Source organism: Paenibacillus sp. FSL H7-0690 (assembly GCF_037980415.1).
Lineage (GTDB): Bacteria > Bacillota > Bacilli > Paenibacillales > Paenibacillaceae > Paenibacillus_AQ > Paenibacillus_AQ odorifer.
In genome coordinates this window covers 2,398,280-2,424,605 of the sequence record NZ_CP150281.1, presented here as the reverse complement: position 1 = coordinate 2,424,605, position 26,326 = coordinate 2,398,280, and the positions used below count along the sequence as shown (strand labels likewise).

The following is a 26,326-nucleotide window of genomic DNA, read 5'->3' as shown; positions in this document are numbered from 1 at the left end:
GTACTGCTAAAATTTAGGTGTTTAAAGATTCAAGGAACACCCTTACGGGTGTTCCTTTGGCAATACTCATTTATAGAGGATCATTATTTACGATGAGAAGAGGTCGGTCTTTGAGGACCTCGTCGTTGAGGATTATTCGGTGTGATCACCTCAGCCGCAGAGTTCACTTCATCCGCTAGACCTTGATCAATGATTTCTATAGTCAGATCATAATAAGAAAATGGCTGCTGCTCACACGACTCCATGCGGCGAACATAATCCTTCACTTCCACCACTAGCTTAGCCAAATTAATGCCGAGTGTCACTGCTGAATATTCTTCCAGCTTGGCAGCAGCCCCGCTTAGCATAATCGTTGCACCACGCATATTATTATTGCGGCAATGGTACAACCCAACAGCTACTTGGAGAAGTGCTTTGTACAATGGGTCGCGTTGCTTGGCAAGCCATAGCTCCTCGAGCACCTCGTGACATTCGAAATAATCCCGGTCACGATTAAAGTACACTAGATAAGCCAAGTACAACGGATCATAAACCATCCGGCAAACTATCCTTTTTAGCTGCGGAGAGAAGTCCCCGTACATGATCCAGAAGCTCCTTCATCGCTTCCATGTCCTGAGCCTGCCATATTTCGTTAAATCGAGCCTGAGTATCTATAGCCTCATTCACCAAATGATAGAAATACAATTGATGAATAGATTTGAGAATTTGAGTCGTCATATTCGAGTTTTCCTCGAAGGTCTTTTGCGCTTCCAGGATTTCATCACGAATACTGGACATTTCGCTGTCCAAGATGGAGGCTGCTTCAGCTGCGGTTTTCAGGCGCACTCGCATTTCATCCGGCAAGCTTTCCCGATATTTATAATTCAGAGAGTGCTCTATGGTTGCCCAGAAATTCATAGCTAGTGTACGAATTTGAATCTCTGCGAGCACTATTTTTTGTCCCAGAGCTGTCTGCACAGGATATTTAATAATCATATGAAAGCTGCGATACCCGCTCTCTTTATAATTGGTGATGTAATCCTTCTCATACAGGACTTCAAGATCCTTACGAGCCCGGATATATTCGGCCACTCTGCGGATATCCTCCACGAACTGGCACATAATCCGGATCCCGGCTATATCTTCAATGCCTGTCTCCAGATCCTCCATCTTCACATTCAGGCGCTTAGCCTTCTCCAAAATGCTTGACAGCCGCTTTACACGACCAGTTACGAATTCAATCGGCGTGTATTCCTCTCTTTTCTTCAACTCCGAACGCATTGTTTTGAATTTAACTTTCAATTCTTCCACAGTCTGTTCATATGGAAGCAAAAAAGTTCCCCAGTCCCTGCCGTCCATCGCCTTCGTCCTCCTGTCCTTTCGACTCCTTCAATCAGTGATGATCAGCACCCACTGCTTCAGAGATATGACTGAATCCGTCCCGCCGTAAGAGCTGCCGTAATCCGGCATGCAGCCTGCGGTTAACCTCAGGTCCTTCGTAGATGAGTGCTGTATAAATTTCGACCAGACTTGCGCCTGCTCTTATCTTGTCATACGCATCCTGACTGGTGAATATGCCCCCTGAACCTATGATCGGCATCTTCCCTTCAGTCTGGCGATAAATCCTACGAATGATTTCCGTTGACCGGTCACGAAGTGGCTTACCGCTTAATCCACCTGTCTCATTAGCCTTTTCATGACTAAGTCCATCCCGGTTCAATGTAGTATTCGTAGCAATAATACCATCCATACCAGCTTCTGTCAGTGATTGAACCATATACTCCAACTCAGAGTCACTTACATCTGGAGCAATCTTAACCAACAAGCTCTTATTCATGCCTGTGGCTTTACGCTGAATCTCCATTTCTTCCTTTACTTGTGCCAGCAGGAACGCTAATTCGCTGCCATGCTGGAGACTGCGCAGCCCCGGTGTATTTGGTGAGCTGATATTGACCACAAAAAAATCACCGTACGGATAAAGCGTACGGATACACTGACGATAATCTTCATGAGCCGCTTCATTACTAGTTATTTTATTCCGTCCAATATTTACTGCTATTGGAACTCTGCGATTTTTTAATTTTTTTAGACGCTCTGCCATAGCGTCAGCCCCTTCGTTATTGAAGCCCATACGATTGATCAGAGCTTCATCAGAGGGAAGACGGAACAAACGCGGGCTATCATTTCCCGGTTGACCCTTAGGGGTAACCGTCCCCACTTCCATAAATCCGAATCCGATCGAAGAGAATCCAGTAACGGCCTCGGCATTCTTATCCAAGCCTGCTGCCAGTCCAACTGGAGTCGGAAAATGTATGCCAAACAGATCAACTGCTAAATCTGCCGTTTCAGGAACGCCATACATTAAACGCAATGCCGCGCTTCCCCCTGGAACTGATGATGATTTATCCAATCCACCTATGACGAGATGGTGAGCCTTCTCAGGGTCCAGCTTAAAGAAAATTGGTTTACCAAAATTACGATACAACACCGTTCTCGCTCCTTAAGGGGTACTTCACTAATCCACGTGTCTACCCGATTCTGTAGGTTTCTTCTTAATTTTAGCCTTTTCTTGAACAAAAGAAAAGCATTTTACCCTGTAAGTGTGCAGAGAGCTTAACCCAAAGTATAGTAATTTTCTTGTAAACGCATTACAATATAGGGGTAATCAGCGATTAAGAGAGAAAGAAGGTATGCTGGATGTCAACTAAACGTAAACCACCAACTTTGCAGCAAAAGAAAGAAGAAGTTAATCGTAAAGCGCTAATGTGGATCGGCGTAAGTTTAACTTTACTAATTCTTCTCATCATCGTTCTGTTTATAGTTGCCGGGAACTAATTCAGCCAGTGGTATACTTTGTGGGGGTTGGTCTGATCATATGGAGCAGCAGGGTTGAAGCGTTTCGCCGGCAGCAGCTGCTTGTCAGGCAGAACCCCTTTACTAATCACCACTTTTGTTCCTTTTGGAATCATAGCGAATAGTTCTTCCACATCTTCTCGACTCATCCGAATACAGCCAAGGGATTCATCCTTGCCGACACTTTCTGGCTCATTGGTGCCATGAATAGCATAATTACTATCTGAAAGTTGTAGTCCGCGGCTTCCGAACTCCCCATTATCATGACCGTTTGGATTGACCACTTTATCTGTAATGATGAAATTGCCTTCCGGAGTCTTGTCTCCCCCAAGCCCTACCTCATAATTTCGTAGAATAACAGAGCCGCTGACTACTGCCAAGCGGTGTTTTTGTTTATCCACAATCACTCTAAGCGGCTGGTCAAAAAAAGGAACGCCCTTTCCACTACTTCCACTCTCGCTTAACGCCGTCGGTATGCCCATTCCCGCCTCAGCAATTGAGCTTGGAGGCTCACCCGCAACTTCCGGTGTACCCAGTGCCTTAGCAGTTGCTATTTCCTTAAGAGATTTGAACTCACGTTTCATAACTGGTGTCGTCCCGCCAATCCAATTTTCCGGAAAAGGTCTGGTCAATTCCGCCAGAGAAGCCGGAAGCTTGCCTTTATGATTCTGATAAGACCTCATTGCACTCCATAATGTAGCTAGCTCCTCTTGAGCCCCCTGCCACTTAGCTGCATCCACCGCAAGTTCCCCTTGCTCTGGCGGTTCGCATGCACATGCCGCTGGATCATAGGATTGGTATACCAACCGTCCGTTCCCATTCTTCTGCAGTGTGGAATTAAGCGGAAGCTTCTCTTTCCACAGCAGCCACTTCCCTTCCCGCTCCATGCCCAAAATAGCAGCTTGAAACGGTTCCTCACGCATTAGCATAGTTGCCATCAGCTTCCCTGACGAAGCCGAAGCTCCACTCTCTTGCGCTGTATACATCATTTTTCGTGCCTCTAGAACGGGTTCCTTCTCAACATCTTTTTGATCAAGCGGATCTTTAACTTCAGAAGTAACCGTGTCTTGGACCGTATCCTGATCTCCCGCAATATCTAGACCCGGAGCCACAGCCGATGGCACCATAACCAGTAATAGAAGCATCAGCCCAAGCATAATGTAGCGGAATCTTTGCTGCCTTCGGTCCCGCTGGCGGCTTGCCTGAAGCAGCCCTTCCTCATATTCCCGTAGCGTTTCCGCAGGCACCTTACTATGCTCGAAAGCTTCATATACTTCTCCAGCCTGATTGAAGCAATAGTTAGCTTTCCCCTGTTGACCGTTCTTATAGTATTCCTTACCCAGCAAGTACCATGCCATCTTATTGTCTGGATGCATCTGTACATATGCTTTGAGGTGCTGAGAATTTTTCATCGGAACCTCCGAAATTTTATAATTCCTTCCTACATTAATATCGGTCAGACATCGCAAAAAAGACATCCCTAGCTGAACAAAAGTTCGCGAGAGATGTCTTTATGTTGTGCTAGAAGTTACAAAATCCCGGCTAATTAGCCCTCTTTGTTAAAAGGCTCATCCGCAATTTTAATAGAGTCGGTTGGGCATCCATCACAAGAATCCTGGAGATCATCAAACAAATCATCCGGAATCGCTGTGATGCCGTGGTTTCCGTCATTTTCATAAATAACTTCTGCCAAACCTTCGTCATCGTAATCAAAAATATCAGGAGCCGTTGCGCCACATGCACCGCAAGCGATACAAGTGTCTTTTTCGACCCAAGTGTACTTAGCCATTTTATCTCTGCCTCCCGTTGAACAATACAGCGCTGTTGTACCAGCGTCTTATATTTTCTCATATTAATATAAAAAGAATACAATTTCAATCGATTTTCAATACGTTTGCATTTCTGACGCATTCTACGGCATCTATTTTGACATGTCATAGAATGTTCTTGTTACTCTTTATCAGACTCGACAGATAGAAGATTATCCTTTTGCAACGAAGTGCCACGTTCTTTATGATTGCGGAGCCTTGCAGAGTGAGAATCGCTTAACATCCCGGCGGTCAACACTGCATTTTCACCGAATTTATTACGTAGCATGTCCATAGTCTTGTTAAGAGATTCTTTCTTAGGCTGACGTTCGTAATCGAACAAATCAAGCTGAATGGCGGAATCCTCTTTAGCAATCAAGCCCTGCAGAGTCACACCCAGCAGCCGCACAGGCTTCTCCCCATTCCAATGACGAACATATAGATCGCAGACGGACTTGTAGATATCCTCCCCGCTCTCCGAAGGAGCCTCTAGCTGACGCGAACGGGTTATGGTCTTCATATCCGGTGTCCGAATGGTCAGCTGCACCCCTGAGGCAACAAGACCTTGCTTACGCAAGCGCCGGGCTACCTGATCACTTAAATTCAACAAAATCGGTCGTACCTCAGCTAGACCTATGACATCCCGCGGCAATGTTGTGGTGTGTCCAATCGACTTACTCTGCTCCCGCTCAGGGTTAACGATCCCATGATCAATACCGTTGCCAGCACGCTTTAGCCATGAGCCCATAACTCCGAAATTCTCAACCAGCATATTTTCATCAGCCGCTGCTAATTGACCAATACTGTAAATGCCCAGTTTGCGGAGCTTTTCTGCTGTTTTTCCACCAATGCCGAACATTTCGTTACAGGGCTTGTCCCATAATATCTTGGGCACATCCCGCAGCCGCAGCACCGAAATGCCGTTTGGCTTTTTTAAATCGGAAGCCATCTTCGCAAGTAGCTTATTGGGAGCGATCCCCACTGAGCATGGCAAGCCCAATTCTTCCATTATACGGCGCTGAATCGTCTCCGCTATTTCCATGGGTGTACCGAATTGTCTGGAGCCAGTTATATCAAGGTAACATTCATCGATGGACACTGCTTCCAGTAACGGAGTATAGCTATATGCAATCTGCATAAAAGCATTAGAATATTTGCGGTATAAATGGAAGTCCGGTTTAATAACGATAAGCGATGGACAAATACGAAGCGCCTTCTGAACCTGCATTCCCGTCGAAATCCCCATTCTGCGGGCGACGTAGGAACAAGTCACTATGATCCCTTTCCGCAATTCAACACTACCCGCAACCGCAGTAGCTTTGCCTCTATATTGGTCAGGGTCCTCTGCCTCATGCACAGAGCAGTAAAAAGCATTCATATCGACATGCAGGATAACCCTGCCACTCGTTGGATAATACTGATCAACATTCTGCACAATATCTACCTTCTTATCCTCAGGTTTTCTATTGTCCAATTTAGAATAACTCTCCGCTGCGGTTAGGTCAACTTAAGAGGCTGTAAAGTTCTTTGTTACATTCCCGCGTAAAAATGCTATAATATATAAATTCATTTCCCTATAAGGAGGACTCTCATGTCTAAGTCCATCTCCATCTTCGATACTACATTACGCGACGGCACCCAAGGTGAAGGCATCAGTCTGTCGGCTGACGACAAGCTGAAGATTGCCAAGAAACTCGATGATCTGGGTGTGCACTATATTGAAGGTGGCATCCCGGGAAGCAACAATAAAGACATTGAATTTTTCAAAAGAGTCAAGGAGCTTCATCTGAACGCCAAAATTACAGCGTTCGGCAGCACTCGGCGGAAGAATTCCTTGGCCGAAAACGATGACAATTTAAAACGTATGATTGACGCAGGGGTTCCTGCTGCTACACTCGTCGGAAAATCTTGGGATTTCCATGTACACACTGCATTACAGACTACGCTTGAGGAGAATCTCGCCATGATCGGCGACTCCATATCCTACTTGAAACGCCAAGGCCTTGAAGTGATTTTTGATGCCGAGCATTTCTTCGACGGATACAAGAATAATCCTGAATATGCAGCAGTTGTTCTGTCCAAAGCCCGGGAAGCCGGAGCAGATTGGCTTGTAATGTGCGATACCAACGGTGGGACCTTACCTTACGAAATTCATGAGATTGTTACCGCTCTAAATCAACAATTGCCCGGAGCCAATCTCGGAATTCACACTCACAATGACTGTGAGCTAGCGGTTGCCAATGCACTTAGCGCCATCGGAGCTGGAGCACGGCAAGTACAAGGTACCATTAATGGTTACGGTGAACGGTGTGGCAACGCCAACCTATGTTCTATTATTCCTACACTACAGATCAAAATGGGTTATCACTGTATTCCAGGCGATTCATTGTCACAGCTTACCAACACTGCCCGCTACATTAGTGAAGTTGCCAATGTTAATCTGCCGGTAAATCAGCCTTATGTCGGAAATGCAGCTTTCGCACACAAAGGTGGAATCCATGTCTCCGCCATCATGCGTGATTCACGGACCTATGAGCATATCGCTCCTGAGCTTGTCGGGAACAAGCAGCGTGTGCTGGTCTCCGAACTTGCCGGACAGAGCAATGTACTCTCCAAAGCACAGGACATGGGTTTAAATCTGGATCCAAGCAGCGAGCAGGCTCGCCGGGTGATCGAGAAGATTAAAACGATGGAACATCAAGGTTATCAATTTGAAGGTGCCGATGCCTCACTGGAGCTACTCCTTCGGGAAGCTACCGGCGAGATGAATGAAACCTTTACCTTTGAATCCTTCAAGATGTTAGTTGAGAAAACCGCAGAACATCCAGTAGTATCTGAAGCGTTCGTGAAACTGAAAGTTGGCAGTGAGAATCTTTATACTGCTGCTGAAGGTAACGGTCCAGTCAACGCACTCGATAACGCGCTTCGTAAAGCATTACAGACCTATTTCCCACAATTAAAGGAAATGCATCTATCCGACTATAAAGTCCGTGTAATAGATGAACAGGATCAGACTGCAGCGAAGGTAAGGGTATTGATTGAATCCAAGAACTTCACAGACACCTGGAGTACGGTTGGTGTCTCCAGTAACGTAATTGAAGCCAGCTGGGAGGCTCTTGTTGACAGTATGCGCTACGCGCTTCTCAATGAGCTCTCATTGGAGAATGAGAAGACGACCAGCAATGAACCTAGAGGCCTGGTCAATCATTAATTGATCACTTATAGAATTTTGTAAGACAAAAAAGAAGCTTCCCAAAAGTAGAATTCTACTTATAGGGCAGCTTCTTTTTATTAAATAGGCTATATAACGGACTATTGCTTTAGCCCATAGACTTTGGGTGGTGGGCGGTGAGCAATGGGCAATGGGCAGTGTGCGGTGCGGGATGCGCAGGGGCGAGTGCGGGGTGCGGGTGCGGTAGAGTAATTAGGGAAAAACTCCCTGAAAATAGCCGATATTCGCTATAAATGAACAGAACCAGGGAATTCCTCCCTAAAAATCAGGGTGATTTTATTATTTTCCACCAAAACAGCTAGATTAGAGGGATATTTTCCCTAATTATTCGTTGAATGACCCGAGATCTCGAAATAATAGGGAGAAATTCCCCAATTGTTCTAACGAGGCTTACTTCGGGGTTCCAGCCATTTCTGCTCCACTGTATAGTGAAATTAATGCTTGGGGTCAACTAAAGCAAATCACGGCTGACCAAAAACGCAGATCAGCGATCCTCCAAAAAGAAGAATCGCTGATCTATAGACTTTTGCTGTTTGGAGAAAAAAACAGATCTGGCTCCACATGGGATAGCCTGCTTCATGATTCGGTAAGCTTGATTATTTTCTCCTCCAACTCTTCAGGACTAAGAATACCTAGAATAATCTCAGAGATCACTCCATTCTTATCAATGAGCACATTGGTGGGAAAAACAGCTCCATTATATTTGCTGTACACCTCATCTTTTACATCAAACATAACCGGAAACACAAGACCGTATTTCTTGATAAAACGTTCAGCATTGGGTTTATAATCCTGACTGCTCACATTAATACCGTAAATATCTAGAACATCCTTATACTTAGTGGCCATGGTATTAAGTTCAGGAGCTTCCTGCTGGCAGGGATCACACCATGAAGCCCAGAAATTAAGGATTACCGCTTTATCTCTGGGGCCATCAACAACATAGGTAGTCCCATCTGTTCCCTGAAGTGAAAACGAAGGTGCACGCAGTCCAGCCTTAGGTCCGCTCTTCATCGGCAGCTCATTTTGTTGCGCAAGCACAGCTTCTGCTTTGGGCTCACGATTATGCCACACCGCAAACACAGCAACACATACAACTATGAGTAATACTGTTATATTTAATTTATTACTTGCTTTCATAGTCATCTGTTCCTTTACGATTGGAATAGTTTTCTACTATTGTACCCTCAATAGGTTAAATTTCAAACCATCCATTTTTTACACAATAATATATACTTTTATAATAAAAAAGAGGGTTTCGTCTGCGACGAAACCCTAATGAAGAGAGAGGGGTGAACAAATGGCAGCATTCCAGGGAAATGTCCAGCCTATTAGACTGAAATATTCCGTACAGCAAGCACTGGGGAAGCACCTGCTGTCCTGTTATCCGCATGAAGCATGCGGAGTCCTGCTGGGTGCTGCCGCAGCGGGTGGCATGCTCATAGATACTTACGTACCCTTGCGCAACGTAGCGCCAGACCCGCTGCACACCTTTACTCCCCACCCTGAAGAGTGGATTAATGTACTGTACAATGAACCAACTATCATCGGACTATTTCATTCCCACCCACATTCAGCACCTATCCCTTCAGTTGCCGATTATAAAGGACTAACAGCACTAGGACCTGAGTTTGCGCTTTATCTTATAGGTTCTCCCAACACCAAAGATAGCGGCAATCCCATTCTGAACGGATTTTATATTGAGCGTTTGCCTGATGACCGCGGCGGTAATTTGTTCCGCGGTTTATCTCAAGCCCCGCTTCACGTTCTACTTAAATAAGCATAAAGATCACCCAAGGTATCCACTTGGCCGCGCTCCGAAATTTCCCGCAGGTAGATCACCCACAGCTGTGCTGTCATCTTTGCGTCTTCCAAGGCATGATGACGGCCATGAATCGGAATTTCATGCACATATAGCAGCTCATCCAGCGAATAATTACTTCGCTGTGGCTCAAGCCATCGCGCTAACATCATCGTGTCCAGCACACGGTGTGTTAGCTGAACTTTAGAGGTTTTCCATAAAGCAGCATTAAGAAAAGCCTTATCATGTGAGCTTGCATGTGCCACCAGCACATTCTGACCTACAAAGGACATAAAATTATGAAGGCCATCCATTAAGGAGGGAGCGGATTGTGTCATTTCTTCCGTAATCCCAGTCAGCCTTGTAATATCCTCCGGAATAGCCGTCTGACAGTTCACCAGTGTATAAAAGCATTCCTCTTCTTTGATCTGCTCTCCAACAACCTTGACGGCTCCGAAAGACATAATCTCATCCCCATGCTGATGGGAAAAGCCTGTAGTCTCTAGATCAAAGATCACTGTCTCTAATTCAGACAATGGGGTATGCAGCACCTCAGGCCGCCGCTTCTCTCGCATCAAAGATCTAATAAAGGCCATTTGCTGCGCAGTCTGTTGCGCAGTTTCCCCACCTCTCATCGAAGCAATTGCCGAGGGCATTCCACCTTGTCTTAGATTACTCCAGAATCCTCCGCTTTTGTTCGGCTCCCTCATGACCGCCACCTTTCCGCTGAGCGGAGCTGACGCTGCAGCGCCCGATGAAGGCGTCTGACAAGCAGCAGGCTTTCACGCAGCTCAGACAGCAGCTGCTTATTCTTCAATTCACTCTCAGCTACATAATCACTGCTGATTAACAATCCATCCTGAACACTATATGGCGTGTTCACTCGCAACCGCATTGCTAATAAGAAAGCTCTGTGAATATCCTCTAAATGTTGATATTTCCCAAGCCTATCAAGCGCTTCAATCCGCTCTAATGTCGAGCCAGCTCTAATGCCATGTAGTAATGACAACCGTCTAACAATGTTCACTAACGGAATATAGACCCCATACTTAACATCAAATCCGCCTGCATAATCACCAAACCGTTCTGTTAACACCTGTCCCAGTAAATTCAAAGTCGCTTTGTGGCGTACTGTATTGCGAAGAACAGCATTAGACAGCTGCTCATTTTCCGCAAAGCCTTCATAGAAAGCTTCTTGCCACTTCGCTGATAACTTCACGCTTCCTGCCACATGACGCATATCCGAAGAGATAATAAGATACCGGATCGGCTCCCATTCCAACTGAGTTCTCCAGCTATCAAGCTGCTCTATCCATTCAGATAATGTCTTACGCCACATGACTTGGGAGCACATTACCTTCCCCGCACATTTCTCATATCCTACTTCTTCAAGCATATCGGATAACAAAGTTCCGAAAAATTCGAAATAGCGATTTTTTTCCCCATCAGGCTCTCCTTCGACTATCAGGCCATTATCCTGATCGCTCCAAAGCGTTGCCTCCTGCCTCCCACTGCTGCCAAACACAATAAAGGAATAAGCACAGGGAGGCGGGCCATAGCCCGCCTCTTTCATCTGCGCCTCACATATGAGTACTGCGGTTTGGGCAATAAGATCATGCATAGTATTCACACGGAACATCCATTCCTCTATAGGAATAACATTCAACTGTTCGAGAAGTACTTTTTGACAGGCAACACGCCTCTCCCTAAGCTCCTCTGACGAACCGGCCAATACGATGGTCCTAAAGCTTTCTTCATTATACTCATCTGTTAACTCCATCGATGCCACACGGTCCGCCTCCCTGTCCGAGTTGAAATGTTATTGTTTAAGGGTTTTGGATTCCGAATCTGCGATCAATTTCATTTGCTCAGGGTATCCGTAAGTACCATGCTCACTGATATCCAGACCCATTAATTCTTCTTCTTCTGTAACGCGAAGTCCGATAGTTACCTTCATTACATACAAGATGATGAAAGAAAGAACGGCTACGAAAACAAATGTTCCAACCACACCAAGCACTTGAACGCCTAGTTGATGGAAACCGCCACCGTAGAACAACCCAGCTTCACCTACCAAGCCGCCTTTAGTGATAAGCTCAGGTACAGCGAACAGACCCGTTGAAACTGCACCCCACATCCCCGCAATACCATGCACCGAGAAAGCATAGATTGGATCATCAAGCCCTGCACGTTCCAGCCATTGGGAAGTCATGAATGTAAAAGCACCGGCTACAAAACCAATAATGATTGCTGCCCATGGATCAACGAAAGCACACGCTCCTGTGATTGCAACCAATGCAGCCAGAACACCATTCAGCATTGCTGGAATATCAGATTTACCAAAGTACAACCAAGAAGCAATCAATGCTGCCAAACCACCTGCTGCTGCTGCGATGTTCGTTGTTAGGGCTACGTGACCGAAGAAACCGCCCATTGGGGACAAAGCACTACCTGGATTGAATCCGAACCAACCAAACCAGAGGATAATAACACCGAGTACAGTAAATACTTGGTTATGACCTGGAATGATCACGGGTTTACCTTCTTTATTAAACTTACCAAGCCGAGGCTTAAGCAATATGGTTGCTACCACTGCTGCCGTTGCACCTGTAAGATGGACAACCGTGGAACCTGCATAATCTTGCATACCCAGCTCAGCCAACCAGCCACCGCCCCATACCCAGTGAGCTACAACTGGATAAATTACGACGGAGAACAAAATTCCGAAAATGATATACACACTTAGCTTCGCACGTTCTGCCATACCACCAGATACGATAGCCAAGGAAACTGCTGCAAAGGCCATTTGGAATAAGAATTTAACATTTAAAGTAACATCAGAAAATGCAAGTGATTCAAAAGAAGCTGCGGTTGAATCTCCTCCGTACAAGAAGCCTGTAGTACCGAAGAAGCCATTGCCGTTACCGAAACCAAGTCCAAAGCCGATAGCCCAGAAGCAAAGACTTGCGATAGCCAGGGTAAGTACTGTCTTACCTGCTACGTGCCCTGCATTCTTCATCCGAACCGAACCCGCTTCGAGCATTGCAAACCCTGCTTGCATAAAGAATACTAAAATGAATGCCAGGAAGGTAAACGCTGTGTCCAATCCGACTTGTAAGTCTACGTTCGTCGGACCGTCTGCTGCAAAAGCACTTACCGGATAAATCATCAGTGTAATCATGGCCAGTAACATCATCAACCATTTCTTTTTCATTTTTACCCCACTCCCCAATGTTATATTTTCTAACAAAGCGTGAAACTCTTAATGTCATTATAATCAGAAGTCAGGTAAATTGACAAGACTATTTTAGGAATGTTTTTATTTTATTTTATTTGAGCACACGAAATTTTCACAGTACTAATGGACTAGAGGTCCTAAAGGCCTGATTCTAGCTGCATTTTCATTAAAATAACTACGCGCACAACCTCATTTATATTACCTGATAATTGAACGCATCTTTTACCAAAATCACAAAATACATAACATTTAATGTTATATATTGGGGTAACTTATAGTTTTCAACCCCAATCATTCTTCAAATTTGATATCCCTTTGAGTTTGAGTGTATTGTATAGAAACTACAGATCACCGTTCATGAATTAACCCTTCTTTACTGCATATACTTTATGAAAGTATGACGTTTGACTGTATGGTTTCCAGTTTGTTATCATTACAGATAGCATAAGAAACCATCAATTTAGGAGATGACCGCCACTTATCGGCAGTCGTATTCAATTAGTGAGGCGAGATTAAATGGGGATATGATTTTGTATCGAATTGGAGAATTAGCTAAGGCTGCTCACATTAGTGAACGAACTATTGATTATTACACGAAACTGGGATTAATCTCCCCGGAATCTAGAAGCACCAAAAATTATCGGCTATACAGCCATGAAACCTTGGCTGCTTTAGAACGTATTACTCAATTAAAGCATGACAAGTATTCATTGGAAGAAATCAAATCTATGCTAGGCAAATGGAACGAGGCAACACCAGAAACTGACGTCTCTGATAAATTAGTTGAGTTAGAGCAGCAAATGCAGCGGCTAGAACGGGAAGTTAAAGCCCTTGAACCTCTTATTAGTGGTTTGAAGCCAGGACAGGCCAGTCGCGTACTTTCAAATCTGCTCCCTCAGGGATTAGCCTGCATGGAAGCGATCCGGCTATTGCTTACGCAAGGACCGCCAATGTAAATACCATATTTACAATACAGTGGAGGAATGCATCTATGTTTATGTACCTATTAGTAATTATTGCTTTTCTTTTCTCATTGTGGGCACAGTTTAGAGTTAAAGGAACCTTCAGCAAGTGGTCAAAGGTAGCCAATTCGAACGGCCTGACTGGATATGAAGCCGCGAGACGTATGCTCGACGCTAATGGCTTACACGATGTTCCGATTGAACCTGTAAGAGGTACACTCTCAGACCATTATGACCCCATCCACAGAGTTGTACGCTTATCTGAGCCTGTCTATTATGAAAGTTCCATCTCTGCAATTTCTGTCGCTTGTCACGAAGTAGGCCACGCGATTCAGCATAAAGTAAGTTATCCTATGTTGACACTTCGTCACCGGATGTTCCCGGTAGTTAATTTCGCATCAGGCATCGCGCCTTTCATGCTGATGGCAGGTTTCATCTTCGGTTACTTTAATCTTATAGGCTTGGGTATCATTTTCTTCTCAGCAGCTGTTGCATTCCAGCTCGTAACGCTGCCTGTAGAATTCAACGCCAGTAACCGGGCTCGTCAGGTCATGGTAGAACAAGGTTTCATCCGCAACGAAGAAGAACGCGGAGTAGCAAAGGTTCTCAACGCCGCTGCTTTAACTTATGTTGCAGCCGCTCTAGTATCGTTGCTTGAATTGCTCCGCTTGATCACCGTCTTTTTAGGCAACCGCGACTAATATCACATACCTCTAAACAACAAAAACCCCGGAAGGCTAAGAGCCGACCGGGGTATTATTTTGCCTAGCTTTAAAGTAGGAGATTAAAAAAGTCCGAAAGGAACGTGCCACCAGCGGTAATTTACTATCTGTACGGTAGATCAAGCCAACCGTTCTCGTCACCGCAGGCTCCACAACCTTCACCTGGGCTGGTTGAAGAGGATTCGTCTGATAGAACGCCATCTCCGGAAGCAGGCTTACACCCATCCCTGCGGCCACCAAACCACGAATGGTATCGGTCTCTCCACCTTCAAAAGCAATCTGCGGTTGGAATCCCGCCTGCAAGCAAGCTTGCCAAACGATAGGTCTCAACGAATAGCCTTGGCTGAATAGAACAAACTTCTCTTTTTGCAGCTGTTCCAACCGAATTTCAGATTCTCCTGCCAGCCGGTGATTCTGAGGAAGAATCGCAAACAACTCTTCAGTCATTACAATATCCCCCGAGACATGCTCATCATTCTCCGGAAAAGGCGAAATGAAAGTTAAATCCACTTCGCCAGACAATACGTCTTTTATCAAAGAAGGGTAAGATCCTTGTTTAAAACGAAATTTGACATGAGGATAATACTTACGAAAATCTGCAACGATAGTCGGGATTAGATGTGTGCCAAGGCTATGCGGGAATCCAATCCGAATCTCACCACGCTCGGGATCCAGAAATTCATGCACCTCATTTACTGAATGCTCCAACTCCTTAAGGATACTCTCAACCTTCTTGCAAAAGAGCTGCCCAACAGGGGTAAGCTGCAGATTGCGCCCTTTTTGCATGAATAGATCAACCCCAAGCTCTTGCTCCAGCTGATGAATCTGACGGCTTACCGCAGACTGCGCTACATGAAGCTCTTCTGCCGCTCTTGTTACGTGTTCTTTTTGAGCTACCTTTAAAAAATATTGCAGCTGTCTTAGCTCCACTCCATCATCGCCCCTGTCTTAGGCTTTTTTTGAATATACGAATAATTAGCCCATATACGAAAAAGCCAGAAACCAAACCTCCGAGATGTGCAACCCAATTCACATTCGGTGTAGCAAACGACATAATGATCCCGATCATTAGCAATCCGTATAAAGTCTTACGCGAGCCCTCATCCATCATCGCCCGTTGAATAACGGCAATGTATAAAAATGCACCATAAATGGCGTAGATTGCTCCAGAAGCGCCAACCGAAACCGTACCAACCTCCACAACTGAGCGGGCACTAATCGCAATTGTAAGCAGATTTGCCAGAAAACCACCCGCCACATAGAGCAGCGCATAACGCCACCAGCCCAGCAATCGCTCCAGAGGCGGTGCAAACACCAGGAGAGCGAAGCAATTAAAGAACAGATGGGAAAACCCATTATGTAAAAAAATAGCGGCCAGATAGCGCCACAGTTCCTCTTTGTACGGACTCACATCAACTATAGCACCAAAATCAATAAGCGTTTGAATATTAGTTGATCCTCCGTTAATTACCGTCAGGATAAACATGATCACATTGGCCAATATGAGCAGACAGGTTACCGGATAATACCGGACATAACTTTTCCAATTTTCGTATCGAATAAATATCATAACACCCATCCCTTTACATATATATCTTGTCCGGTTGGACATCTTCCTGCTATTAAGATTATAATTTATTGTGGCAGTAAGAATCCAATATTATAATTCGAGGAGGAAAACAAGGATATGACGCAAGAAAAAACAGGCGTAGCTACTTTTAAAGGCAACCCCATCACTCTCGTAGGACCTAAGCTAACAGCTGGTGATCCTGCACCCGATTTTGTTCTGAGCAAGAATCTTCTAGAAGACGTGTCTCTAAGTGATTATGCCGGTAAAATCAAGCTAATCAGTGTTGTCCCTTCTCTTGATACCGGGGTATGTGACGCACAGACCCGCCGGTTCAACAGTGAAGCCGCAGAGCTTGGTGACGATGTGGTAATTCTCACGGTAAGCACGGACCTGCCGTTTGCCCAAGCTCGCTGGTGCGGTGCTGCCGGTATCGATCGAGTAATTACTCTATCCGACCACAAAGCAACCTCATTTGGACAAGCCTATGGTGTGCTGATTAAAGAATTCCGCTTAGATATGCGCTCCATCTTTGTTCTGGATAAGAACGACAAGATCGTATATGTTGAATATTTGAGTGAAATGACCGAGCACCCTAACTATGAAGATGCTATTGCTGCTGTGAAGAAGCTGCTCTAATTCTTTAATCAGTAGCGGTTATTCCAACAATACTTAATTATCTCTGTTAAAAAAGCGGCAGAAGGTCCATCCTTCTCCCGCTTTTTTTGTAATAGAAAGATTTATCGATAACACACTGAGCAGCTCACCGTTTACGTAAACGCATTCATACTATCCCTAAGCAAGAAGGGTTTGACGGGCCTCTAAAAATCAGTCTGCTTTGTATTTTCCTAATTTTTTGTCCAAAGATGCATACAAGCGTTGAATCACACGGTAATTCGCCCCGAGATCACCAAGTGAACCTCTAGATGCAGAATACATGTCTACACCACAACGAACAGGCGTCGTATTTAGCACCGATACCGTAATGTCCAGCGTACGGCCAAATGCCGTTCTTTTCTCAAGAGTAATCTCCCCTACAGACTCCACTTCGTGAAGCACCTTAAATCCAGGAACTTTCTTTAAAGTTGATGAAACTTCTTCCCATGCTTTGTCTTTAGTTAGATTGTAATAACGCGTTTTTAATGTCGGATCTTTGGCGCGGTCGCTTGTTCCATCATGACTGCGGAATAAGCCAACCAAGGTTCTTTTTAACGACAAAATTCTTCCCCCTCTACAAATCCCAAGTTCATTATTCTAAGTGTAACACTCTTGTCTCAGGAACAAAAGGGTATAACTCACTTTCCCTTTATTCCAGACATACAAAAAAGCGCCCGCTCCCATTATTCACGGGAAACAGGGCGCCTTGGCTTAAACAAGAGAAAACCCGCTTATGCCGTCCGGCTACAGTGTCTTCTGAACCTGCTAGAGCAGGTGGGTGATCGCAGAAAACGTTTTTGAATTCCCCAAGTCATATAGACAGGGCGGTTCAGCTGCGCTTCGTGTAGATCTCCCAAGACATTATCATTGGTTCAAAACAACGAGTAACCGTAACGTACATCGCAGGATTTGTTATTATTATATTGCGTTTTAACGAAAAAGTAAACCTGTATGCGCTTTATTTTTACACAGGAATTAATTACCTAGAAATATCCAACGCTTAATCCAGCATTTTGTTAAATGCGTTTGGTGTCCTTTTCATCAATTTCATCCTCGTAGTCATCATCATCGTCATCGTCGTCATATTCATCTGCCCGATTGTTCAATGCTGCTGCTTCTGCTTCTTCCTGCTCTTTCAGTTTCTTCTTTTCTACTTGCAGCTGTAGCTTATTATAAGTAGCGTAGAAGTTAAAGAAGGCCGCCATTGCAATCAACGTTGGAATACAAATGAAATACAGAGCCGGATATCTAAGACCGATATAAACAAGAACCGCGGCTGCAATCAATGTAGAGAACACACGAATTGGGCGTGCTATAGTCAGCAATATAGAATTGGTCATCACTTGCTTGAAGCCCATTTGGTAATGAACCACAATGGAAAAGAAGTTAAACATGGATACCGACAAAAGTATCATCAGCACCAACATCAAAATACCAACAATTCTGAAGTTAGGCATTTGTGTCATGTAAACTGTTACATCAACGTACATAACAACGAACATCAATGTATAGATAACTCCTCCGAGCATACTTTTTACATAGTTCTCTTTATACCCCTGAAAAAATGTACGAAAAGTTCCTACATCCGTATTCCCCATTACCCACTTACGTACTACAGTAAATAAAGCGGCTGAAGCTGGAAACACCGTAAAGGGCGCTAGAATCCCCATTGCCCAGTTCAATGTAATTTGCTCGTTCGCTCCACCTGCGCCTGTCCCTAACATAATCATCTTTAAAACACCAAAAAACAAAAACGGGGCGGAACATAGTGCCCATAAGATATTACTTCCTGCGATACGTGAAATCCATTCTGTGACGCGGTATAAGCCGCCCATTGCTCCTTTAAACTCCAATTCCCTTCCTCCTCTGTCTCTTACATACTACATATCTTAACTATACCTCATTTGACCTCCTCATTTCCATAGCCCAACTTTCTGAATTATAGACTATCGTCTATACGTAAAGCCTTTATAGTCCATATATTAGGATTGTAACCATAAAGAAATACCAAAATCCCCACATTCTAAAGGAGGTTATCTCATGTCTACACCTGTTGGCTTCGGCGGTTGGACTTCTACAGGCACGATCCTCGTATTGTTTATCTTGCTCGTTATCATCACTCGTACATTCGGATACTAATATCTCACAAAACAAATTCGCGCCCTACTAAGGACACAACAATTCACCAAACATCCTTATATTTCAGCAAAAAGAAGACGAGAACCGCAATGCGGCATCTCGTCTTCTTTGGTATCTTGACGAAGTATTAATTATCGAAATCTTCACGTTTTGCAGGACGAGTGCTCGTGCTGCTTGGACGAGTGTATGGTTTACGCTCTGCGCTGCGGTTTGCACCACCGTCACGAGCTGGTGCGCCATCACGGTTGCCTTTATAGCCACCGCCATAGCCGCCACTGCCGCTACCGTAGTTGCTGCCACCGCTGCTATAGCCACCACGACTACCGCCACCGTTATTATCACGGTTACCACGGTATCCGCCACCGCTACCGCTGCCACCGGAAGTACCACGGTTTCCGCCATAACCACCATTAGGTTTACGGCCACTGCGGATATCGTTTTTGCCACCACGACGTTTAGCACGAATTGGATCTTCAGGAGTCAATTCAATTGCGGAATCCTTCTTGTCGCCAGTGAGAAGCTTCATAGCTGCGGACAACAATTGTACGGAATCATATTGCTCAAGCAATTGAATAGAAATTCCTTTGTACTCGTTCAATTCTCCGCTTTCTACCACTTCAAGCAAACGCTCAGCAGTAACGCGTTGTTTACCTTCAATAGCTTCAGCCATTGTTGGCAAAGGTTTACGAGTAATCCGGTGACGAGTAACACGTTCGATCAAATGCAGGTGATCGATTTCGCGTGGAGTAACGAATGACCAAGCCGTACCTTCTTTACCTGCGCGTCCTGTACGACCAATACGGTGTACATAGCTTTCAGGATCTTGTGGCAAGTCAAAGTTAATTACGTGAGTTACGCCGGATACGTCCAGACCACGTGCCGCTACGTCAGTAGCTACCAGCACGTCAATGCTGCCATCACGGAATTTACGCATTACAGCATCACGTTGGTTCTGTGACAAGTCACCATGCAATCCATCAGCAGAATATCCGCGTTTTTGCAAAGCTTCAGCAAGCTCATCAACCCGGCGCTTAGTACGTCCGAATACGATAGCTAATTCAGGTGATTCCATATCAATCAAACGACTAAGAGCTTCAAACTTTTGACGCTCAGGCACTTCCACATAAGCTTGATCAATCAGTGGGGCACTGATTTGTTTCGGAATAACGGAGACATGTTGCGGGTTGTTAAGAAATTGTTGAGCTAGGCGTTGAATGTTTGGTGGCATTGTAGCAGAGAACAACATGGTTTGACGTTCTACAGGAACGAGCTTCAAGATCGTCTGAATATCTTCCATAAAGCCCATATCCAGCATTTCATCTGCTTCATCCAATACAACGGTTTGAACATCATCCAAACGGATCGTTTTACGGTTGATGTGATCGAGCAAACGACCAGGTGTACCAATAATGATTTGTGGTTTCTTTTTCAATCCACGGATTTGACGTCCAATATCCTGTCCGCCATAAATCGCCAACGAGCGAAGACCTTTGAAACGGCTTAGCTTGCCAATTTCTTCTGACACTTGGATGGCCAACTCACGAGTTGGTGCCATAATAAGGGCCAAGATTTTTTCGTCTTCACGGTTAATCTTCGAAATGAGGGGGATACCAAAAGCAGCAGTCTTACCTGTACCAGTCTGAGCTTGACCGATCAGATCCGACCCAGTCAATGCTAATGGGATCGACTGTTCCTGTATCGGTGTTGCCTCCTCAAATCCTAACTCTGTGATTGCTTGTAGCACTTTTGGCTCCAAGCCAAATTCTGCGAATGTTTTCAAATTATTCATGCTCCTTCTATACAGTGGACATTCCACATGCTTGTCTGTATTCTTAAGTAGCGGTAAACACATTTATAGGCTGTCCAATCATGCTCTATTTTCTGCATGATATAGCGCTTTTGGGACGAAAAGCCTCCCTAATCATCAGGTACCTTGTTGTACCTGAGCAACTGTAGCTTTACATCCGATGCAATGCAAAAATACCATTGTAACGTTCTACTCAAGAATATCCTATACATTATATCACAAACACATGTGAGAATACCAGTGGGTTCCTTTCTTTTCATTGCTTTCATGTTTTATTTTTTTAAATATATATATAAGGGTGGATTTACTTGTTAAGACAGATTTTGAATTGTTTGGTTGTTTTTTTAGGGGCAGCACTAATCGCCAGTGGATTTAATCTATTTTTAATTCCACACCGTTTACTAAGTGGTGGCGTATCTGGGCTTTCCATGTTAGTGGGTTATTTCACTCCATTAAACATAAGCCTCCTATACTTGCTCTTTAATATTCCTCTGCTGGCTGCTGGCTGGTTCCAGTTAGGCCGGAGATTTATTATTATGAGCATGTTGTCCGTTGTGTTTACAACCTGGTTCTTAACGGTGATTCCTGAGCATCTGGTGGCTACAGATATGCTGCTGTCCTCTGTATTTGGCGGAGTTCTTGTTGGGATTGGCTGTGGTATCTCCTTTCGTGCAGGAGGTTCTTCCGGAGGTTTTGACATCTTGGGTTCAATTATCACTAAATACCGTGATTTCCCGGTCGGTAATGTAGTGGTAAGTTTAAATGGACTAGTTATCCTGGCGGCCGCTTATCTTGACCAGAACTGGAATTTAGCACTTTCATCAATGGTATCTATATATGTAACAGGTAAAGTGTTGGATATGATTCATATCAGCCACTTAAAAGTAACCGTATATATTGTAACAAACCGTACAGATGAATTACTGCAACATCTAATAGGCCTTCAACGAGGTGTCACAAAGATTAAAACAGAAGGCGCTTATTCTCACGTTGAAAAGGACATGCTAATGACGGTAACAACCCGCTACGAACTTGCAGAGCTGCAACGTATCATCCGCACGACAGATCCTCAAGCTTTTGTAAATATTGTTGAAACAGTGGGTGTCATGGGCTCCTTCCGGAAAGACAAAATGAGGAAATAAAAATTCCTAGTATTGGAAAATGCACCAAACTCAGAATTATGATATATTATACACACGCAGAACCCTAACAATTTCATAAAGATTGAGATTTACCCCTCTTTTTTCCAAAGCACTTCGTTTTCCGATGAACACTGAATCTATTCAGAACTATCGAAAAAGGAAAGGGTGATTTTTGTGGAAATGGAAACGGTAAAACTGTCAGCAATCGTCATGAGGTGGTATCCTGATATGATGCCGTTTCTCAAACAGGACGAATTAAATTCAGTAATCGTTCTGCGAGACGGGCTAAGTATTCTGGAACCTGCAGATGCCATGGATATTATCCATTACAGCATCTGTGAACATCAGAATTCTGCGTATCTTCAATGAGCAAGCCGCAAGAGAAGTCTTGATAGTTGCCGCCTTGGGTTCGGCCCTGTTGCCGATTTAAGGCGGCATTTACTTTTTTCATACCGTTTCGAATCCATACATCTCGTTTATAAACAACAAAGGCGGTTTTTTATTCCCAATCTGAGCTAATATTGTTACAACACTGTTCTTTTTGGGAGCAACCGTTCCTATATAATTTAGGGGAAAGTACATAAAGGGAGAGAAAAACGAATGAACATCACCTGGGCTCTACTGATGATGGCCTTGGGAAGCGTAGGCGTACAACAGAACCAACATGACGCTGAAGTGGCGATCGCTTTGAAGTCCGCCATGAATCCCCCCATCATTGCACAACAAAACAACAATTCGAATGTAGCAACTCCAGCTCCAAGCGCTTCACCTGAAGCAACAAACTCAGAAAGTATGTTACACACCGATCCACAGCCAGATGCACCCAAAGTAAAAGGCATTTATGTTACCGCCTACAGTGCTGGTGGGGAACGAATGGAAAAGCTGCTTACATTGCTTGACCAAACCGAACTTAACTCAATGGTTATAGACATTAAGGACGATGCGGGTTATATCACATATAAGACCGATAATGCCGACCTTCAGAAGCTCGGTAACCCTCAGCCTTTTATTGGAGATATCAGCAAGTTAATGGAACGTTTGAAGAAACATGATGTTTATCCTATCGCCCGGATTGTTGTTTTTAAAGATTCCATTCTTGCCAAGAAGAACCCGCAGATGTCTTTTGTTAATTCTGATGGCACTGTATGGAAGAATAAAGGCGGCGACAGCTTTGTTAATCCTTATAATGAAGATGTTTGGAAATACAATGTGGATATCGCCAAGGAGGCTGTCAAGCTCGGCTTCAAAGAAATTCAGTTCGACTATGTTCGTTTTCCGGAAGGATTCGAAAAACGTGCTGAAACCCTTAAATACACTAAAACCAGTGATTCACGCGTAGAAATAGTATCTAATTTTGTTAAATATGCCAAAGCAGAGCTAGCTCCACTTGGTGTCCGTGTGTCCGTAGATATTTTTGGATATGCCGCATCTGCCCCTGCTGAGGGTATCGGCCAAGACTTTGTTAAAATATCCAAGAATGTGGATGTTATCAGTCCAATGGTTTATCCAAGTCACTATTCAACGGGATGGTTTGGCGTGAAAGAGCCCGACTTAGATCCTTACGCTACAATCAAAGGCTCCATGGTTGATACACATAAGAAGCTTGATCCACTGGGCAGCTACAAACCCGTTATTCGGCCTTGGATTCAAGACTTTACAGCAAGCTGGCTCGGAAGTGGTCATTATGTGAAATATGGTAAAAAACAGGTGGAAGATCAAATCCGCGCTTTAAAAGATGAGAACGTGGATGAGTTCCTTCTCTGGAACGCCAACAATCGCTATACAGCCGATGTTGATTACGAAAAACAATGAATACAGCCCTTATTATTTATAGCTGATCTGATATACGTATGCTAAAGACCCGGCGTCTGCCGGGTCTTTTAACGGAAACTTATTGAACTATTTAACCTATTCCATGAAAAATCATAAAGAATGAGGCACAGAATTATGATACAGACCACCTCTTTAAAACAAAAGGCAGGACAATTTTTTCATATTTTATTCCCAATCCTTGTTACACAAATTGCTTTATCCGCGATCACCTTCTTTGATACTAATATGTCCGGTAAATTCGGGACCGTCGATCTGGCAGGAGTTGCGATAGGAACTAGTCTTTGGATTCCAATCCAAACCGGTCTCAGCGGTATTCTTATGGGGATCACACCTATTGTCTCACAGCTCATCGGGAGCAAAAAAGATAAGGATGTCGCCTTTCAAGTCACACAAGGTATTTGGCTGTCACTAATTGTTTCGATCATCGTCTTGCTGATTGGCAGCTTTGCCTTGTCACCTATTCTTAATTTTATGAACTTGGAGCCTGGTGTAAGAGATGTTGCTTTCCGCTTCCTCCGTGCTATTTCGTTCGGAATTATCCCCCTGTTTGGATATACGGTACTTCGTAGCTGTATAGACGCTTTAGGACAAACACGCGTATCCATGTGTATTACACTAATAGCTTTGCCTGTAAATGTAGGTTTGAACTATTTGCTCATCTTCGGGAACTTCGGATTCCCTCGTCTCGGGGGTGTTGGTGCAGGCGTAGCTTCAGCCATTACCTATTGGGTTATATTTGCCGTTGCTCTACTGTTCATATATCGTTCTCAGGCCTTTGTAAATCTCAGATTATTCCGTAATTTCTACTTCATATCGTTAAACAGCATTAAAGATTTGCTCAAAATCGGAGTACCCATCGGTTTCTCGATTTTTTTCGAAACGGCTGTCTTTTCCGCTGTAACCTTGTTAATGAGCCGATTTGACACCGTAACAATTGCCGCGCATCAGGCAGCAATCAATTTTGCAACAACACTCTATATGATTCCGCTCAGTATTTGCATCAGCCTTACCATCCTCGTCGGCTTCGAGACCGGGTCTGGCAGACAAAAGGATGCACGCCAATATGCCATAATGGGTATCGGGCTGGCGGCAATCCTTTCGCTGGCCACAGCTTTATTACTCTTGTTTGCCGGAAATCATGTAGCTGGTCTATATTCAGATGAACCCGATGTCATCTCGTTGATTCAGCATTTCCTGATCTATGCAATCTTTTTTCAAATCTCAGATGCAATTGCTACACCTACTCAAGGGGCGCTTCGCGGATATAAGGATGTTAACCCAGCCTTTATCATTTGTTTTATTGCCTATTGGGTAATTGGCTTACCTACAGGTTATATACTTGCAACTTATACAGATCTAGGAGCATTCGGCTACTGGATTGGTCTTATCACCGGTCTTGCCATCGGTGCGACCCTGCTATTGTCTCGGCTTATCAAAGTTCAACGGCGTTATGCCGCACAATACACACAGGAACAACCACAGAGTTAACGATCCATATTACACAAAAAAGGAACAGTGCGAATTTCGCAGCTGTTCCTTTTTATATATAGGGTCGCTAATTATTGGGAAAGACGGGAAGCCAGCTCGTACAGCTCCAGGTCAAAGCCCTTTTTCGTATTCACAACGAGATCAATATCCGTAAGGGTTAATTCACCTTTGATGATACCACAAGCCTTGTCGGATTCACCTTCGATTAGCTTACGTACGGCAAAATCGCCAAGACGGCTAGCCAGATTCCGGTCTCCAGGAGTTGGTGTTCCACCACGTTGGATATGTCCGAGTACAGTAACACGTGCATCCAGAGAAGCATGACGGTCTTTCAGAGCTTGAGCCACATCTTCACCTTTGCCAACGCCTTCGGCAACAATTACGATACTGTGACGTTTACCTCTGATAAAGTTATCGCGCATCCGGTCAGCAACTTCATTCAAATCATACGGCATTTCCGGCACAAGAATTGTTTCTGCTCCGGAAGCCAGTCCAGCATGCAGCGCGATATCGCCACAGTGGCGTCCCATAACCTCTACAATCGAAGAACGTTCATGGGAGGACATAGTGTCACGCAACTTGTTAATAGCGTCTACAACAACGCCAACCGCTGTATCAAACCCGATAGTGTAGTCTGTGAAGGAGATATCGTTATCAATCGTACCTGGCAAAGCCATAGTCTTGATACCAAGTTTACTTAATTTGTTAGCTCCTTTATAAGAACCATCTCCACCGATAACTACTAGACCATCGATACCCAGTTCATTAAGGATATCCGCGCCTTTTTGTTGTCCTTCCGGTTTCGTGAACTCCAGACATCTTGCAGACTGCAGAACAGTACCGCCACGTTGAATAATATCCCCTACACTGCGAAGATCCATTGGGAAAATATCGCGATTCAGCAGACCTTGATAACCACGTTGCACCCCAAATACCTCAATACCGAAATAAAGTGCGCTTCTTACAACCGCACGAACAGCGGCGTTCATTCCCTGTGAATCTCCACCACTAGTCAATACTGCGATTTTTTGAATTTTAGACATTCTGTTGTTCCTCCTTAAAATTGTGCGAAGCCTGATACATCTTATAAAAACAACT

General features: G+C 44.4%; 27 protein-coding genes and 1 other RNA gene. 11 read left to right on the top strand and 17 right to left on the bottom strand.

The features are described from left to right. Positions 1-83: 83 nt before the first annotated feature. Genes MHI32_RS10505 through MHI32_RS10495 form a run of 3 tightly spaced genes read right to left on the bottom strand, consistent with a single transcriptional unit; the run spans position 84 to position 2,467 of the window. A complete protein-coding gene (locus tag MHI32_RS10505) occupies positions 84-536 on the bottom strand; it encodes a DUF309 domain-containing protein (RefSeq protein ID WP_340012303.1) in 453 nt (150 codons plus the stop codon). Further along, positions 526-1,338 carry a GTP pyrophosphokinase family protein gene (locus MHI32_RS10500; protein WP_036689325.1) on the bottom strand — a complete coding sequence of 271 codons (813 nt, stop codon included), beginning with the start codon at positions 1,336-1,338 and terminating at the stop codon, positions 526-528. The genes MHI32_RS10505 and MHI32_RS10500 overlap by 11 nt, the downstream gene beginning before the upstream one ends. A gap of 34 nt (positions 1,339-1,372) precedes the next feature. Continuing rightward, positions 1,373-2,467, bottom strand: a complete 1,095-nt coding sequence (locus MHI32_RS10495) for a quinone-dependent dihydroorotate dehydrogenase (protein ID WP_076305905.1) — start codon at positions 2,465-2,467, stop codon at positions 1,373-1,375. Positions 2,468-2,676: 209 nt separating this feature from the next. Here MHI32_RS10495 and MHI32_RS10490 point away from each other — a divergent pair, with 209 nt between their 5' ends. Then, positions 2,677-2,814 (top strand): hypothetical protein, encoded by a 138-nt coding sequence (locus tag MHI32_RS10490; protein WP_167348489.1) that lies wholly within the window; start codon positions 2,677-2,679, stop codon positions 2,812-2,814. Here MHI32_RS10490 and MHI32_RS10485 read toward each other — a convergent pair. The 3 genes from MHI32_RS10485 to MHI32_RS10475 form a co-directional block, all read right to left on the bottom strand. Then, positions 2,811-4,244, bottom strand: a complete 1,434-nt coding sequence (locus tag MHI32_RS10485) for a L,D-transpeptidase (RefSeq protein WP_340012302.1) — start codon at positions 4,242-4,244, stop codon at positions 2,811-2,813. The two genes, MHI32_RS10490 and MHI32_RS10485, sit on opposite strands and share 4 nt — an antisense overlap. A 134-nt stretch (positions 4,245-4,378) precedes the next feature. Then, positions 4,379-4,621, bottom strand: coding sequence for a ferredoxin (locus tag MHI32_RS10480; protein ID WP_036689316.1), 243 nt, complete (start codon positions 4,619-4,621; stop codon positions 4,379-4,381). Between the two features lie 161 nt (positions 4,622-4,782). Next, a complete protein-coding gene (locus MHI32_RS10475) occupies positions 4,783-6,075 on the bottom strand; it encodes a DNA polymerase IV (protein ID WP_076130151.1) in 1,293 nt (430 codons plus the stop codon). 156 nt (positions 6,076-6,231) lie between these two features. Here MHI32_RS10475 and cimA point away from each other — a divergent pair, with 156 nt between their 5' ends. Further along, positions 6,232-7,851: a citramalate synthase gene (gene cimA, locus MHI32_RS10470; protein ID WP_340012301.1), complete on the top strand. Its 1,620-nt coding sequence runs from the start codon at positions 6,232-6,234 to the stop codon at positions 7,849-7,851. Between the two features lie 597 nt (positions 7,852-8,448). Here the strand turns inward: cimA and MHI32_RS10465 are convergent. Continuing rightward, a complete protein-coding gene (locus MHI32_RS10465; protein WP_076220683.1) occupies positions 8,449-9,012 on the bottom strand; it encodes a TlpA disulfide reductase family protein in 564 nt (187 codons plus the stop codon). A gap of 160 nt (positions 9,013-9,172) precedes the next feature. On the opposite strand from MHI32_RS10465, the gene MHI32_RS10460 reads away from it, so the two are divergent. Further along, positions 9,173-9,652 (top strand): M67 family metallopeptidase, encoded by a 480-nt coding sequence (locus MHI32_RS10460; RefSeq protein WP_340012299.1) that lies wholly within the window; start codon positions 9,173-9,175, stop codon positions 9,650-9,652. On the opposite strand, the gene MHI32_RS10455 is transcribed toward MHI32_RS10460, so the two are convergent. The 3 genes from MHI32_RS10455 to MHI32_RS10445 are packed head-to-tail and all read right to left on the bottom strand — an operon-like array spanning position 9,634 to position 12,887. Beyond that, positions 9,634-10,383 carry an exonuclease domain-containing protein gene (locus tag MHI32_RS10455; protein ID WP_038569828.1) on the bottom strand — a complete coding sequence of 250 codons (750 nt, stop codon included), beginning with the start codon at positions 10,381-10,383 and terminating at the stop codon, positions 9,634-9,636. The genes MHI32_RS10460 and MHI32_RS10455 overlap by 19 nt on opposite strands. Continuing rightward, positions 10,380-11,453, bottom strand: a complete 1,074-nt coding sequence (locus MHI32_RS10450; RefSeq protein WP_340012717.1) for a DUF294 nucleotidyltransferase-like domain-containing protein — start codon at positions 11,451-11,453, stop codon at positions 10,380-10,382. Before MHI32_RS10450 ends, MHI32_RS10455 begins: the two co-directional genes overlap by 4 nt. A gap of 39 nt (positions 11,454-11,492) precedes the next feature. Then, on the bottom strand, positions 11,493-12,887 hold the full coding sequence (locus MHI32_RS10445; RefSeq protein ID WP_036689307.1) for an ammonium transporter: 1,395 nt from the start codon (positions 12,885-12,887) through the stop codon (positions 11,493-11,495). Positions 12,888-13,435: 548 nt separating this feature from the next. On the opposite strand from MHI32_RS10445, the gene MHI32_RS10440 reads away from it, so the two are divergent. Together MHI32_RS10440 and MHI32_RS10435 are read left to right on the top strand one after the other, a co-directional pair. Next, positions 13,436-13,867, top strand: coding sequence for a MerR family transcriptional regulator (locus tag MHI32_RS10440; protein ID WP_036689305.1), 432 nt, complete (start codon positions 13,436-13,438; stop codon positions 13,865-13,867). 35 nt (positions 13,868-13,902) lie between these two features. Continuing rightward, the gene (locus MHI32_RS10435) at positions 13,903-14,574 is read left to right on the top strand and encodes a zinc metallopeptidase (protein WP_076125126.1); all 672 of its coding nucleotides are present in this window, start codon (positions 13,903-13,905) and stop codon (positions 14,572-14,574) included. Between the two features lie 36 nt (positions 14,575-14,610). On the opposite strand, the gene MHI32_RS10430 is transcribed toward MHI32_RS10435, so the two are convergent. Then, positions 14,611-15,525, bottom strand: coding sequence for a LysR family transcriptional regulator (locus MHI32_RS10430; protein ID WP_076125124.1), 915 nt, complete (start codon positions 15,523-15,525; stop codon positions 14,611-14,613). A 4-nt stretch (positions 15,526-15,529) separates the two neighbouring features. Continuing rightward, the gene (locus tag MHI32_RS10425; protein WP_076125160.1) at positions 15,530-16,165 is read right to left on the bottom strand and encodes a rhomboid family intramembrane serine protease; all 636 of its coding nucleotides are present in this window, start codon (positions 16,163-16,165) and stop codon (positions 15,530-15,532) included. 117 nt (positions 16,166-16,282) lie between these two features. Between MHI32_RS10425 and tpx the strand changes: the two genes are divergently transcribed. Further along, positions 16,283-16,801, top strand: coding sequence for a thiol peroxidase (gene tpx / locus MHI32_RS10420; RefSeq protein ID WP_076125122.1), 519 nt, complete (start codon positions 16,283-16,285; stop codon positions 16,799-16,801). A 189-nt stretch (positions 16,802-16,990) separates the two neighbouring features. On the opposite strand, the gene MHI32_RS10415 is transcribed toward tpx, so the two are convergent. The 3 genes from MHI32_RS10415 to MHI32_RS10405 form a co-directional block, all read right to left on the bottom strand. Next, on the bottom strand, positions 16,991-17,380 hold the full coding sequence (locus MHI32_RS10415) for a DUF1499 domain-containing protein (protein ID WP_036689295.1): 390 nt from the start codon (positions 17,378-17,380) through the stop codon (positions 16,991-16,993). Positions 17,381-17,539: 159 nt separating this feature from the next. Further along, positions 17,540-17,731, bottom strand: a non-coding RNA gene (gene ssrS, locus MHI32_RS10410) — 6S RNA. Positions 17,732-17,835: 104 nt separating this feature from the next. Then, entirely contained in the window at positions 17,836-18,672 is an 837-nt protein-coding gene (locus MHI32_RS10405) for a DUF624 domain-containing protein (RefSeq protein WP_076125120.1), read from the bottom strand. A gap of 187 nt (positions 18,673-18,859) precedes the next feature. Here MHI32_RS10405 and MHI32_RS10400 point away from each other — a divergent pair, with 187 nt between their 5' ends. Beyond that, entirely contained in the window at positions 18,860-18,958 is a 99-nt protein-coding gene (locus MHI32_RS10400; RefSeq protein WP_036689290.1) for a hypothetical protein, read from the top strand. A gap of 127 nt (positions 18,959-19,085) precedes the next feature. Here MHI32_RS10400 and MHI32_RS10395 read toward each other — a convergent pair whose 3' ends face one another. Beyond that, positions 19,086-20,738 carry a DEAD/DEAH box helicase gene (locus MHI32_RS10395; RefSeq protein ID WP_036689288.1) on the bottom strand — a complete coding sequence of 551 codons (1,653 nt, stop codon included), beginning with the start codon at positions 20,736-20,738 and terminating at the stop codon, positions 19,086-19,088. A gap of 335 nt (positions 20,739-21,073) precedes the next feature. On the opposite strand from MHI32_RS10395, the gene MHI32_RS10390 reads away from it, so the two are divergent. The 4 genes from MHI32_RS10390 (at position 21,074) to MHI32_RS10375 (ending at position 25,228) form a co-directional block, all read left to right on the top strand. Next, complete coding sequence (locus MHI32_RS10390; RefSeq protein WP_036689285.1) at positions 21,074-21,907, top strand: YitT family protein; 834 nt, start codon at positions 21,074-21,076, stop codon at positions 21,905-21,907. 180 nt (positions 21,908-22,087) lie between these two features. Then, the gene (locus MHI32_RS10385; RefSeq protein ID WP_036689649.1) at positions 22,088-22,276 is read left to right on the top strand and encodes a hypothetical protein; all 189 of its coding nucleotides are present in this window, start codon (positions 22,088-22,090) and stop codon (positions 22,274-22,276) included. 231 nt (positions 22,277-22,507) lie between these two features. Further along, positions 22,508-23,719, top strand: coding sequence for a putative glycoside hydrolase (locus tag MHI32_RS10380; RefSeq protein ID WP_076125118.1), 1,212 nt, complete (start codon positions 22,508-22,510; stop codon positions 23,717-23,719). A 135-nt stretch (positions 23,720-23,854) separates the two neighbouring features. Beyond that, positions 23,855-25,228, top strand: a complete 1,374-nt coding sequence (locus MHI32_RS10375; RefSeq protein ID WP_340012295.1) for an MATE family efflux transporter — start codon at positions 23,855-23,857, stop codon at positions 25,226-25,228. Positions 25,229-25,299: 71 nt separating this feature from the next. On the opposite strand, the gene pfkA is transcribed toward MHI32_RS10375, so the two are convergent. Then, positions 25,300-26,271 carry a 6-phosphofructokinase gene (gene pfkA / locus MHI32_RS10370; protein ID WP_036689277.1) on the bottom strand — a complete coding sequence of 324 codons (972 nt, stop codon included), beginning with the start codon at positions 26,269-26,271 and terminating at the stop codon, positions 25,300-25,302. Positions 26,272-26,326 lie beyond the last annotated feature (55 nt).